Genomic DNA, 13,060 nt, shown 5'->3' with positions numbered 1-13,060 from the left:
TCGTCGACGAGCCGCCCGCCCTCGACCTCCGCCGCGCCCCCGGCGAACCGGCCAAGGTCGCAGCGCTCGAGGAGGCCGCGCACCGTCCCGACGAGCGCGTCGTCCGCCCCCGCCTCCCTGAGCGCCGTCGCCAGCTCCGGCAGCGTCATCCCGCGCGCCGGAACGCCCAGACGGTCTCCGATGAAGTCCGTCACGACGCGAGCGACCGACGCGCACGCCTCGCCGCGGTCGCCCGCCGCTTCGCGGGCCCGCCGAAGTCCTCGCCTCGCCCGCCCCTTCGCGCCGACGAGCCGCGCGAGGCGGTCGTCCTGGACGAGCCGGTCGCGCCGTCGCTTGCCCGCCCACGTTCCCCCGAGCGCGACGAGCGGCGCGAGCTGGAGGAGCACGAACCACGGCCGCGCGTAGACCGGCTCGGCCGCGGGCGTAAGCGTCCCGCCCGGCTCCCTGATGTACCGGATGTCCGTGCCGAGCCGCGCGATGCCGGCCGTGGGCGGGCGCGCCTCCTCGGCGCCGGCCACGGCCTCGGTCACCTCGAGCGTGAGGTCCCCCGTGTCGGCGACGCGGTACTCGCCCGACGACGGCGAGAAGTGCGGAAGCCGGATCGCCGGGACCGTCTTCCGACCCGGCGTCTGCGGCACGAGCACGTACTCGTAGATCTTCGTCCCGCCCATCGCTCCGCCGGTGCGCGACGGGTCGCTCGTCGTGCTCGACTCGTAGACCTTGAAGTCGGGCAGCTCCGGGAGGCGCGGCGCCGTCAGCTTCCGCACGTTCCCGGTGCCCGAGATCCTGACCTTGAGCGTCGCCGGCTGGTGCGCCGGCACGCTCGCCGGCTCGATGGACGCCGTGATGCGGTAGCTCCCGACCGCGCCGCCGAAGTCCGCAGGTCTTCCCTCCTGCGGAAGCGGCACCACCTCGATGGCGATCGGTTCGGTCGTGAGCTGTCTCCGCCGGCCGGGTGTCGCGAAGAAGCCGAACCCGCCTCCGCCTTCGGAGTAGACGAGCGTCGCAGGCCCCACCGTGGCGCGACCCGGCGCCGTCGGGAAGAGGGCCGTCCGGATCTCCGTCACCTGATACCGCACGCCGCCGACGCTCTCGTAGGACTCCTCCTGGGGCGGGAGGTCCTCCGACCAGAAGCCCGAGAGCTCAGGCGGGGTGTAGCGGGGCTGCTCCCACAGCGCGATCCTCCGGTAGAACTTGAAGGAGAGCGTGATCTGCTCGTCCACGTACGCCCGCTTCCTGTCCACGGACGTCGTGATGAAGACGTCGCGCCCTCCGGACTGCACGCCCGAAGACTGCCTCTCCCCCGGCACCGCGGCCGCCGGCGCCCTCCCTTCCACGACCTCGACGGCGATCGGGTCGGTCCGGTACACCGAGCCGGCGAACTCGACCTCCGCCGCCCCGATGGTGAAGCTCCCGACGCTCCTGGGCAGGAGCGAGTAGCTCCAGCTGCGCGAGCTCGTCACCTGTCCGTTGACCATGCTGAAGTTGGTCGAGCTGCCCGCGCTCTGGACGACGAACGAGTCGGAGAGGTCTGGCAGCTTCGGCGTCGGCACCTGGCGCATCGTGCCCGTGACCGTCACCGTGAGGACGATGCGGTCGTTCACGGAGGCGACGGTCCGGTCCACGGTCGCCGCGACCTCGATGTCGGCGGCCGGAGCGACCGCCGGCATGAGACCCGTGAGCGCAAGCGCCACAAGCGCCGCGAAGCTACCAGTCCTTGTCAACCTTCGCCCTCTTCCTGGCCTGCGCCGCGCGAAGCTCCGCCTGCAGCTCGCGCTCGCGCTCGTCGATGGCGTCGAGCAGCCGCGCGGCGTCCTCCTCGGTCATGCCCGCCTCGCGCCGCTGGGGCTGCTGCTCATCCGTGCCCTGCTCCTGCGGCTCGCTCTCAGCGCCCTGCTGGTCCCGCTCGTCCTGCTCGTCCCGCTCGCCCTGCTGGTCCTGCAGGCCCTGCTGGTCCTTCTGATCCTGCTGGTCCTGCCGGTCCTGCTGCTCCTGTTGCTGCTGTTCCTGCTGCTCGAGGAGCATGAGCGCCAGCTCGAGGTTGTGCTTGGCGTCCCCGTGGTCCGGGTCCCGCTTGAGGGCCGCCTTGTACGCCTCGATCGCCTGGTCGGGACGCCCCATGGCGAGCATCGCGTTCCCCGCGTTGTAGCTCGCGTCCGCCGCGAGGCGCGCGTCGGTCGACGCGGCCGCCTTCGAGAACTCCCGCACGGCGTTCTCGAGATCGCCCTTCCGGTAGAGCGCGTCGCCCGCGTTGAAGAAGAGCTCGAGGAGCTCGGGCGCCACGACCTGCGCGGCCCGATACTGCGCGAGCGCCTCGTCGTACCGCGACTTCGAGTACAGCCTGTTCCCGGCGCGGTTCCTCGCCGACGCCGAGTCCCCCGGGCCCGCGAGGGCCGCCTGCGCGAACAGAGCCGCAAGAAGGACAGCCGCCAGGCTACGCCGCACCGTTCTTCCTCCTCACCCGGTCGGGCAGCAGCGCCTCGAGCAGGAGCGCGCCGAGCGCGAGCCCGAGCGGGAACTGGAAGCGCTCCTCGTAGTGCGCGAGCATCCGCGACTCGATCTCGCCAGCCTGCATCTTCGAGATCTCCTCGGCCACGACGTCGATCTCGCGCTCGCCGTCCGTCGCCCTGAGGTAGCGCCCGCCCGTCGCCTCGGCCACGCGGACGAGCGTCTCCTCGTCCAGCCTCGAGAGCACGACCTGCCCGGTCTTGTCCTTTCTGTGGCCGGCTCCGCGCTCGGCCGCAAGCGGGATCGGCTCCCCCGCGGTGGAACCGAACCCGATGGCGTAGATCCTCACCCCGACCGCCGCCGCTTCCTTCGCCGCGGCGAGCGGGTCGGAGCCGTGGTCCTCGCCGTCCGTCATCAGCACGAGGACCTTGGAGCGCTCGGGGTAGGCCGCAAGCGACGCCGTCGCCTTCCGCACCGCGTCGCCGATCGCCGTGCCCGGCGTCGGGAGCATGTCCGGGAACGCCGACGCGAGGAGCATCGAGGCCGCGCCGTAGTCCACGGTGAGCGGGCACTGCACGAACGCGGCGCCCGAGAACACGATGATCCCGACGCGGTCGCCGTCGAGCAGGTTGACGATCGACTGCGCCTCGCGGCGCGCCTTCTCGAACCTGCTCGGGACGAGGTCGCGCGCCTCCATCGAGGCCGAGACGTCGATCGCGATCATGAGGTCCACGCCCTGACGCCGGGCGACGCCGACCTTCGTGCCGACCTGCGGCCGCGCGGCGGCGAGGCCGAGAAGGACGACCGCCGCCGCGATGAACGCCGACTTGAGGCGGAGCCGCTCGACGGACGCGCCGGGCGCGATGCCCGCGAGGAGCCCCGGCTCCGCGAACGCGCGGAGCGCCGCCCGCCGCTGCCTCACCCGCGCGACGGCGAGGACGACGGCCGCGAGGAGCGGCAGCCCCACGAGCCAGAGAATGACGGTGTCGATCGGCACTGCGAATCGCATGGGACCCTCGTGCGGCCGGCGCCGACGTCACGGCATGCCGCGCAGCACCGTCGCCTCCGCCGCCAGCAGCGCGAGGAGCGCGACGAGCGCCGCGACGACGAACCGCGGCCCGAGCTCCGTGTACGTCGTGAAGTGCTTCACCTCGATCTTCGTCTTCTCGAGCTCCCCGATCTGCCGGTAGATCTCCGCGAGCATCCCCTCGGTCTTCGCGCGGAAGTACCTCCCGCCGGTGACCGCGGCCACCTCGCGGAGCGTGCCCTCGTCGATCTCCGTGGGCACCTTGACGTAGTGCCTGCCCCACACCGGGTCGTCCACCGGCATCCGGCCGCCCTCCGGCGTGCCCGCCGCGATCGCGTAGATCCTGATCCCCAGCGCGCCGGCGGCCCGCGCCGCGGTGACCGGGTCGATCTCGCCGGCGTTGTTCCGCCCGTCCGTGAGCAGCACCATGATCCGGCTCTTCGCGTCGCTCTCGCGCAGCCTGTTCGCGGCCGTCGCGATGCCCATGCCGATCGCCGTGCTGTTCTCGTCGATCATCCCCACCTTCACCGACGCGAGCAGCTCCTGGAGCACCGCGTAGTCGAGCGTGAGCGGGCACTGCGTGAACGCCTGCGCCGCGAAGACCACCATGCCGATCCGGTCGGACGAACGCCCGCGGATGAAGTCCGACACCACGGCCTTGGCCACCGCGAGCCGGTTCGTCGGCTGCCAGTCCTCCGTCAGCATGCTGCCCGAGACGTCGAGGACGAGCACGATGTCGATGCCCTCGGTCAGCACGGACTCCGCTCCCCTGCCGCTTTGCGGCCGCGCGAGCGCGACGACGACAAGCGCGACCACGAGGCAGCGCGCCGCGAGCCTCGCCGCCCTCTTGACGAGGGCGCCGCGCGCGGAGAACGCCACGGCGCCGAGGTCCGGGAACAGCACGGCCGGACGCCGGCGCGCCGCGAGCCGCACCTCGAGCCACACGAGGAGCGGGACGAACCCGAGCGCGAGCAGAAACCACGGGTGCGCAAGCCTCAGCACGCCGTCGCCTCCCCTTCCGCCGGCCGAGCCTCATCGTCAGGCGGCGCCGCCGCCTCGCCCCGGAACCTCGTGCGCTCCACGAACTCCCGCGCGGCGGCGAAGTCGTCGTTCGCGCGCTCCACGGTCGGCGCGAGCTTCGCGAACTTCGCGAGGTCGGCGTGGCTCAGGAAGCGCACGGTCCACGCGACGTCCTCGTCTGCGATTCCGGCGCGCTCCATGGCGGGGGCGACCTCGTCGGTCGTCATGTCGATCGCGCGCACGCCGAAGCGGTCGCCGAGATAGAGCCTCAGGATGTCGCTCAGGCCGTCGTAGAACCGCGCGAACTCCCCGCGCGCCGGAAGCCCCGCGCGCTCCAGCGCCGCGAGCCGCTCGAACGCCGCGACGTGCGCGGCCTCGGGCGCAACGGCCGGCTCGCGCCCCGGCCTCGCCGGCCCCGCCTTCCGCCTGAGGCGCCGGCGTCGCAGGTACCTGTACGCGACGTACGCGCCGACCGCCGCGGCCGCCGCGACGACGAACGGCCAGATCTCGCGCGGGAGGCTGACCGGCGGCCGGATGTCGCGCGGCTCGATGCCCGCGGCGCCCGCGGTGTCCGGCAGCACGCTCGCGACGGCCACGACGACCGAGTCGGTGAGCACGCTGAGCGTCTCGCCCGACGCCGAGATCACGAGGAACGGAAGCGGTGGCACCGCGAGCGACCCGGTGCGGAACGCCGCGATGACGTAGTCGCGCCGCTCCGTCGCCCGCTCGCCCTCCGGGGCCACCGGAGCGACGACCGACGAGAGCACGTCGAACGGCCCGATGCTCTCCCCGACGTTCGGGAACACCGCGACGGCGTCCGCGTCGCGCGCGACCGACAGCGTGAGGGTGAGCCGGTCTCCGACCGTCGCCGCGTCGGGCGCCACCGAGGCGCGCACGACCGGCGGCGCGGCCGACGCCGACGCCGCCAGGAGCGCAAGCCCCGCGACGAGCGCCGCCCGCACCGTCATGCCCTCCCCCGCGCCGCCAGCGCGCCGGCCCGCCGTTCGCGCATGCGGAAGAAGCGGGCAAGCGGCTCGATGTAGTCCGCCCCGGTCGTGAGCGCGATCGTGTCCACGCCGAGCCGCCTGAGGGTCCGGTCGCGCTCCTCGCGCCGCCGCCGCGCGCCTTCCGCGTAGCGCTCCCGGAAGGCCGCGCTCGCCGTGTCCACGACGACTCGCCTGCCCGATTCGGCGTCGGCCAGCTCGACGAGGCCCACCGACGGGAACTCGCGTTCGCGCGGGTCCTCCACCTGCACCGCGATGAGGTCGTACCGGCGGTTCGCGACGGCAAGGGCCCGCTCGTAGCCCTCGGCGAGGAAGTCGCTCACGAGGAAGACGATCGCGTGTCGCCGCACGACGTTCGAGAGGTAGTCGAGCGCGAGCGGGATGTCGGTTCCGCGCCCCTCGGGCCGCAGGTAGAGCAGCTCCCGGATGACCCTGAGCGCGTGCCGGCGCCCGCGGTCGGGCGGGACGACCTTCTCGATGCGGTCGGTGAACTCGATGAGACCGACGCGGTCGTTGCTCCGCGCGGCCGAGAGCGCGAGGACCGCGCACAGCTCGGCGGCGAGCTCGGTCTTCGTCCGCCCGACGGTCCCGAAGCGCTCCGACGCGCTCGCGTCCACCAGGAACACGATGGTGAGCTGCCGCTCCTCGTCGAACTTCTTCACGTAGGGATGGCCCATGCGGGCCGTCACGTTCCAGTCGATGGAGCGGATGTCGTCGCCGTGGAGGTACTCGCGCACCTCGGTGAACTCCATGCCCCGGCCCTTGAACACACTCTGGTACTCGCCCGAGAACACGTCGCTCACAAGGCGCTTCGTCCGGATCTCGATCCGGCGGATCTTCCTGAGCACGTCCCTGGGGATCATCGCGGTCGGGCTCTCACGGGACCTCGACGCTGTCGAGGATCCTCTGCACGATGTCCTCGGAGGTCAGTTCCTCCGCCTCCGCCTCGTACGTGATGATCACGCGGTGCCTGAGGACGTCCATCGCGATGGCCTTGACGTCCTCCGGCGTCACGTACGGCCGGCCCCTCAGAAACGCGTGCGCGCGCGCCGCGATCGAGAGGTAGATGGACGCCCGCGGCGAGGCCCCGTACGCGATGAGGCCGGCGATGTCGAGGCCGTACGCTTCGGGCTCGCGGGTGGCGAACACGATGTCGAGGATGTACTTCTTGATCTTCTCGTCGACGTAGATCTCCGCGGCGAGCGACCTGGCCGCGAGGATCGCCTCCGGCGAGACGACGGGCCGCGCCTCCGGCTCCTTCCCGCCGGCCATCCGGTTCATGATCTCGAGCTCCTCCTCGCGCGACGGGTACGTCACGCGGAGCTTGAGCATGAACCGGTCGATCTGCGCCTCGGGGAGCGGATAGGTGCCCTCCTGCTCGATGGGGTTCTGCGTCGCGAGCACGAGGAACGGCCGCTCGAGCGGATAGGTCTGGTCGCCGATCGTCACCTGCCGCTCCTGCATCGCCTCGAGGAGCGCACTCTGCACCTTCGCCGGGGCGCGGTTGATCTCGTCGGCCAGCACGAGGTTGGCGAAGATCGGGCCCTTCTTCGCGGTGAACGCCCCGGTGCCCGGCGAGTACACCATCGTGCCGATGAGGTCCGCAGGCAGGAGGTCCGGCGTGAACTGAATGCGCTGGAACCGCGTGCTGATCGCTCTGGCGAGCGTGCGCACCGCGAGGGTCTTCGCAAGTCCGGGCACGCCCTCGATGAGCACGTGCCCGTCGGCAAGGAGCCCGATGAGGAGCCGCTCGACCATGGAGCGCTGGCCGACGATGACCCTGTCGATCTCGCTCACCAGCGTCCCGACGAACGCGCTCTCGCGCTCGATGCGCTCGCCGATCGCTTTGATGTCCGAGTACAAGGATGCCCTCCCTGTTCGCTGGCCGTCCGGTGTCGGGGCCTTCGACCCCAGCGCGCGGGGTCGGGTTGAAAGGCCCTAGAAGTCCGTCGAACCGGTGAACGTGAAGTCCCTGACGAGCATCGAGGGCGTCGTCACGGACCCGAGCCCGCCCCAGTTCCCGCCCTCGGTCTCTCGCTCGCGCGTCATGCCGTCCACGTTCGAGAAGGCGCGCAGCATGCTCTCGGTGAAGCGGAGGTTCTTCACGGCCTTCGTGACGCGCCCGTTCTCGACGAGATACGTGCCGTCGCGGGTCATGCCCGTGAAGAGCGCCTTGCGCGTGTCGAGGAGCCCGTTGACGTAGTGGAACCGCGTGACCAGGAGGCCGCGCGTGAGGCTCCCGACGAGATCGTCGAGGCTCTTGTCCCCGGCCGCGACGAAGAGGTTCGACGGCATCGGGCCCGAGCGGTACTGCGCCGGCGCGGCGTGGCCGGTGGACTCCGCGCGGTCCTGCACGGCGGTCAGCGTGTCGTACACCGGGCCCTTCGCCACGCCGCGCTCGATGATCGCCACGCGCCGCTTCTGAACGCCCTCCCAGTCGAACGGGATGGGAATGCCCGCGGCCTCGTATCCGTCGTCGTAGATCGTGACGGCGTCGCCCATGACCTTCTCGCCCAGGCGCCCCGCCATGAAGCTCTGCCCCTCCTGCACCTGCTTCGCGCCGAAGGACGTGAAGGTGAGCCACTCGAGCACCTCGGCGATCGCGCGGGGCTCGAGCACGACGTCGAAGTGCCCCGGGTCGAGGTCCGCCGGAGCGGCGGCCGCCCTGCACTTCTCCACGGCCGTGCGCGCGAGCTTCTCCGGATCGATGCCTTCGACGCCGGCGGCGAACGCCGACGCCGACCCGCTCACGCCGTCGTCCGCGATGGCGAAGACCGACAGGAACGCCTCGGTGCCGTCGTGGTGCTGCCGCGTGCCCGCCGTGTTGACGACGACGAGCGACCGGTCGGACGTGCGGTACGCGCCGGAGACCTTGAGACCGGCGGCGGAGGCGATCTTCGCGGCCTTGGCCACGCCCTGCGCCCGGAGCTCGGGCGACGCGTCCGCGGTCGCCTTCGAGACGGCCGCCACGGGCCGCGCGGCCGCCGCCTTCGGGAACCCGGGGAAGTCGTGCATCTCCGGGCTCTCCTTCGCGATCTCGGCCGCCCGGCGCACGAGCGCAGCGACCGACCCCTCGTCGGTCCTGTTCGTCGAGACCACGCCGATCCTCTTCCCCACCGCCACGCGCGCCGTGACCGTCAGGTCCTCCCCGTGAACGTTCTGGTGGATCACGGAGTTCGCGAACCTCGTGAGCGACGTCGAGTCCCGAAGAGCGGTGAGCTCCGTCTCCGTGCCCGGCGACGCGGCGAGCGCCTTCTCGAGCAGCGCAGCGAGCGCCTTGTTGTCGGTCATTTCTGCACCCCCACCTGGACGTTCTGGAATCTCGTCGGCGCCACGCCGTGCCCGACGTGCGCCGACTGGCCCGGCTCGCCCTTCCCGCAGCTCGGGATGCCCCAGATGTGCCACTCCTCAGGCCCCGCGATCGCGTCGCAGGAACCCCAGAACTCAGGCGTGATGCCCGTGTACACCGGGTTCTTGAGCATGCGCCCGAGCCTGCCGCTCCTGATCTCCCACGCGATCTCGCACCCGAACTGGAAGTTCAGCCGGCGTTGGTCGATGCTCCAGCTCTTGTTGAAGTCGATGAAGATCCCGTCCTTCGTGTCGGCGATGAGGTCGGCGAGCGTTCCGGCGCCGGGGAGCAGGTTCACGTTCGTCATGCGGACGAGCGGGATCCTGTCCCAGCCCTCGGCGCGCATCGCCCCGTTGCTGGCAAGCCCGATGAGGGGCGCGGTCTCGCGGCTCATGAGGTAGCCGGCGAAGACGCCCTCGCGCACGACGTCCGTCCGCTGCGCGCGCACGCCCTCGTCGTCGTAGCCGAAGCTCCCGAGCCCGCCTTCCGCCGTCGCGTCCTGGACGATGTTGACGAGCTTCGACCCGTAGCGGAACGAGCCGCGCTTCTCCGTCGTGAGGAAGCTCGTGCCCGCGTACGACGCCTCGGTCCCGAACACTCGGTCCAGCTCGATGGGGTGCCCGCACGACTCGTGCACCTGGAGCGCGAGCTGGCTCCCGCCGATGATGAGCGCCGTCTTCTTCGTCGGGCACTCGTCGGCCTTGAGCAGCTCGACGGCCTCGCGCGCGACGCGGTCGGCGTGGTCCGCCAGCCGGAGCGACCGCGTGAACTCGAAGCCCGCGGTGGAGTAGTCCCCACGGAAGCTCGCGGGGTACGAGCGCGTCTGACGCTCGTCGCCGTCCATCGCCGTGGCGGAGATGCCGCCGCCGGCCTCGGTGATCGTCTGCGCGATCTCGCTCCCGTCGGTGGCGACGAAGAGCTTCTCGGTCCGCCAGCTCTGCATCGAGGCCGTGGCGAATCTGATGCCTTCGACCTTCGACATGCGCTCGCAGCAGTCCGCGAGCATGCCGACCTTCTCAGGCAGCGGCACCGCGAACGGGTCCTCGAGCACCTTGTTCGCGTACGTGTCCTTCGCGGGCGGGCGCCCGTCCAGGACGACCTTCGACGCGCCGACGCTCCCGCTCGCCTTCGCGATCGCGAGCGCGCGTTCGGCGGTCTCTGTGACCTTCTCGGGCGTCATCGTCGAGCTCGAGGAGAACCCCCACGCCCCGTTCAGGAGAACGCGGATGCCGAACCCCTCCGACTCGCTCACGGAGGCCGTCTCGAGCTCCCCGTTCCGCATGACGAGGATCTCGTTTGAGCCCCGGACGTGGCGCGCGTCGGCGTACTCCGCGCCCCTCCGCTTCACGTGCTCCATCGCGCCCCTCAGAAGCTCCTTCATGGACACCTCCTACCACTTCCCATCTTCGACGAACCGCTGCGCCACGAACGCCGCCGTCGCCCCGTCCCCCACGGCGGTCGAGACCTGCCTGAGGATCTTGGCCCGGCAGTCCCCGGCGGCAAGAACGCCCCGCCGGCTCGTGCGCATCTCGCCGTCCGTCACGATGAAACCGCTCTGATCCCTCTCGACCAGCTGCCCCAGGAACGCCGTCTTCGGCTCGAGCCCGACGAAGAAGAACACCCCGGCCACCGGGAGCAGACGCTCCGTGCCGGTGTCGACGTCCCGAAGCGCGACCGACTCCACGGCGTCCCGCCCGTTGACGCTCTCCACCGCGTGCCTGCAGTGACAGGTGATCTTCGGGTGCGACCGCACGCGGTCGGCGAGCACGCGCGCGGCGCGGAACTCGTCGCGCCGGTGGACGAGGTGCACGCGCGCCGCGAACCGCGTGAGGAAGAGCGCCTCCTGCAGCGCGCTGTCGCCGCCTCCGACGACCGCGATCTCGAGGTCGCGATAGAGCGGGCCGTCGCACGTGGCGCAGTACGACACGCCGCGGCCGGCAAGCTCGTCCTCGCCGGGCACGCCGAGCTTCCGATAGCCCGTCCCCACCGCGAGGATGACTGCGCGCGCGCCGAACGCGGCGTCGCCGCACTGGACCTCGAACCCGTCGGGAAGCTGCACGACCGCTGTGGCCTCGGCAGGCACGACGGCGGCGCCGAACGTCCGCGCCTGCTCCTCCATGCGCGCGGTGAGCTCCGCCCCCTGCACGGCGCCGACGCCCGGGTAGTTCTCGATGCGGTCGGTGAGGGCCGCCCACCCGCCGGGCGCCAGGGCCTCGAGCACGCGCGTCGTCAGGCCGGCGCGGCCGGCGTAGATGGCCGCTGTCAGGCCGGCGGGACCGGCCCCGATGATGACGATGTCAGAGCGCTCCACGGCGAGCCTCCGGTAGGCCGCTGGCGAACGCGCCAGTATACCCGAGGCGCGGGCGCCTGCCAACAAGCGAACGGGGGCCCGCAAGGGGCCCCCGCACGCGTGGCAGGGCCGTCAGCGAGACTTCACCGGGACCCGAGCGCTACCGAACGATGGTCGGAGTGATCTTGATGATCAGGTCCGAGTTCTTGACCTCGGTCCTTCTGTGCTGGAACAGGTAGCCCAGGAACGGGATGTCCCCGAGGAAGGGCACCTTGTTGATGCCGACGCTCTCGTCTTCCGCGAGGAGCCCGGCGAGCATGAAGGTCTGACCGTCGAACACGCGCACCTGCGTCGTCGCGCGGCGCTCCTTCGTCCAGGGGATCTCCTGGTTCGGTCCCTTGAACCCGACGATCGTGCTCACGTTGGGCTCGACCATGACCGTGATGTGACCGTCGGGGGCGGCCCGCGGCGTCACGTTGACCTGCACGCCCACCTGCGCCTTCTCGACCCTCACCTCCACCGCGCCGCCGGTCGTCACACCCGTCACCGTGTACGGGATGACGTCGCCGATGTGGATCTCCGCCGGCCGGTTGTTGAGCGTCGCGAGCTTCGCGCGCGTCAGGACGCGCGCCTTCCCCTCGTTCTCGAGGAAGTCGAGCGCGACCTCCAGCGCCTGAGCCTGGTGGTGGACGTTGCCCCAGTCGAAGTTCTGACGGACGAAGTCCATCTCGGACGGGATGGCGTCGGTGGTCGAAGCCTCGTGGGAGCCCTCGGTGAAGATGACCGTCTGCTTCGTGAGCTTCGACCAGTCGATGCCCAACTGCATGAGGTCGCTCGTCGAGACCTCGATCACCTCGGTCTCGAGCATGATCTGCACCGGGGCGACGTCGAGCTCCTGGATGACGCCGCGGATCTGCCCGATGAGCGCCGGCGTCGCGACGACGACGAGCCGGTTGCCGCCCGGGTCGGCCGCGACCTTCTCGACCATCTTCTCGACGACGGGCACGAGCTCGAAGGCGTCCGCGAACTGCAGCGGGATCACGTACGTCGCAAGGCCCGTCTCCTGCTGGAGCGCGGTGCTCTCGGCGACGAGCACCGAGTTCCCGATCTTCTCGTAGCCGAGCCCCGCCGCCCTCACGATGAGGTTCAGCGCCTCCTCGACGGGCGTCTCCCGGAGGTTGATCGACACGAGCTTGTCCTCGACGTCCGCGGCGGCCACGATGTTGAGGCCGCTCTTCTGCGACAGGATGTCGAGCACGTCGGCCAGTCGCGTGTTCGCCGCGTGCATCGTCACCAGCCGCTGCCCGGGATCCACCGCCCGCATGTCCTGCGTCGGCGCGGCGACGAGCAGCGCCACGACCAGTGCAAACAGAAGGGCTCTCACGTTGCTTCCTCCTCGCTATCGGGTTGCGCGATAGGGATAGGTCCGGGTGCCGCCGGCACCCTCGACCGTGACTCCGCTGTCGTTGATCGCCGTGACGCGGACGCCGTCCACCGTGTCGCCGACGTGGACGATCGTCCGGTTCCCGCCCGCGCTCAGGATGGCGGTCGGGTTGTCGTCAAGGAACAGCGCCGTCACCGTGTACGCCGGCAGTGCCTGCTTCGCCTCGGCCCTGCTGGGCGCCGGAGTCCCAGCCGCGGCCTTGGGCGGCGGGCCGGTGTACGGCGACAGCGGGTCGCGCTTGATGTCGACCGCCGTCCGGCCGCCTTCGGCGCCGCCGATGCCGGCGAGAAGCTCCGCGGCCTGGTTCCCCGTGCTCTCGATCTCGCCGGGAGCGACGGCGCGTTCCCCGTCGGGCCCGCGAAGCGACGCGGACGCGCCCACGATGGCCTTCCCGCCGACGTAGGCGGAGACGGCGATCGCAGCGACGATGACCGCGATGAAGAGCCTCGTTCTGTCCTTCATGTCATTCCCCTCGTGC

General features: G+C 71.2%; 12 protein-coding genes. All 12 read right to left on the bottom strand.

The features are described 5' to 3' along the window. On the bottom strand, positions 1 to 1,724 hold a 1,724-nt coding region (locus FJY74_03495), incomplete at its 3' end, for a protein BatD (GenBank protein ID MBM3307368.1). Beyond that, positions 1,708 to 2,445: a tetratricopeptide repeat protein gene (locus tag FJY74_03490; protein MBM3307367.1), complete on the bottom strand. Its 738-nt coding sequence runs from the start codon at positions 2,443 to 2,445 to the stop codon at positions 1,708 to 1,710. The genes FJY74_03490 and FJY74_03495, both read right to left, overlap by 17 nt. After that, on the bottom strand, positions 2,435 to 3,457 hold the full coding sequence (locus FJY74_03485) for a VWA domain-containing protein (protein MBM3307366.1): 1,023 nt from the start codon (positions 3,455 to 3,457) through the stop codon (positions 2,435 to 2,437). Before FJY74_03485 ends, FJY74_03490 begins: the two co-directional genes overlap by 11 nt. 27 nt (positions 3,458 to 3,484) lie before the next feature. Continuing rightward, entirely contained in the window at positions 3,485 to 4,477 is a 993-nt protein-coding gene (locus tag FJY74_03480; protein ID MBM3307365.1) for a VWA domain-containing protein, read from the bottom strand. Further along, positions 4,471 to 5,463: a hypothetical protein gene (locus FJY74_03475; protein ID MBM3307364.1), complete on the bottom strand. Its 993-nt coding sequence runs from the start codon at positions 5,461 to 5,463 to the stop codon at positions 4,471 to 4,473. The genes FJY74_03480 and FJY74_03475 overlap by 7 nt, the downstream gene beginning before the upstream one ends. Continuing rightward, entirely contained in the window at positions 5,460 to 6,362 is a 903-nt protein-coding gene (locus FJY74_03470) for a DUF58 domain-containing protein (GenBank protein MBM3307363.1), read from the bottom strand. Before FJY74_03470 ends, FJY74_03475 begins: the two co-directional genes overlap by 4 nt. Before the next feature lie 13 nt (positions 6,363 to 6,375). Then, complete coding sequence (locus tag FJY74_03465) at positions 6,376 to 7,362, bottom strand: MoxR family ATPase (protein ID MBM3307362.1); 987 nt, start codon at positions 7,360 to 7,362, stop codon at positions 6,376 to 6,378. A gap of 75 nt (positions 7,363 to 7,437) precedes the next feature. Beyond that, complete coding sequence (locus FJY74_03460) at positions 7,438 to 8,790, bottom strand: TldD/PmbA family protein (protein MBM3307361.1); 1,353 nt, start codon at positions 8,788 to 8,790, stop codon at positions 7,438 to 7,440. Then, positions 8,787 to 10,229, bottom strand: a complete 1,443-nt coding sequence (locus tag FJY74_03455) for a TldD/PmbA family protein (protein ID MBM3307360.1) — start codon at positions 10,227 to 10,229, stop codon at positions 8,787 to 8,789. The genes FJY74_03460 and FJY74_03455 overlap by 4 nt, the downstream gene beginning before the upstream one ends. 9 nt (positions 10,230 to 10,238) lie before the next feature. Then, positions 10,239 to 11,159 (bottom strand): thioredoxin-disulfide reductase, encoded by a 921-nt coding sequence (gene trxB, locus FJY74_03450; GenBank protein ID MBM3307359.1) that lies wholly within the window; start codon positions 11,157 to 11,159, stop codon positions 10,239 to 10,241. 139 nt (positions 11,160 to 11,298) lie between these two features. Continuing rightward, the gene (locus tag FJY74_03445; protein ID MBM3307358.1) at positions 11,299 to 12,522 is read right to left on the bottom strand and encodes a hypothetical protein; all 1,224 of its coding nucleotides are present in this window, start codon (positions 12,520 to 12,522) and stop codon (positions 11,299 to 11,301) included. A gap of 15 nt (positions 12,523 to 12,537) precedes the next feature. Then, positions 12,538 to 13,044, bottom strand: a complete 507-nt coding sequence (locus tag FJY74_03440; GenBank protein ID MBM3307357.1) for a hypothetical protein — start codon at positions 13,042 to 13,044, stop codon at positions 12,538 to 12,540. Between the last annotated feature and the right edge of the window lie 16 nt (positions 13,045 to 13,060).

The organism is Candidatus Effluviviaceae Genus I sp., assembly GCA_016867725.1.
Taxonomy (GTDB): Bacteria; Joyebacterota; Joyebacteria; order Joyebacterales; family Joyebacteraceae; genus VGIX01.
The sequence above is the reverse complement of the archived record's forward strand: the minus strand, read 5'-3'. Positions and strand labels throughout refer to the sequence as shown.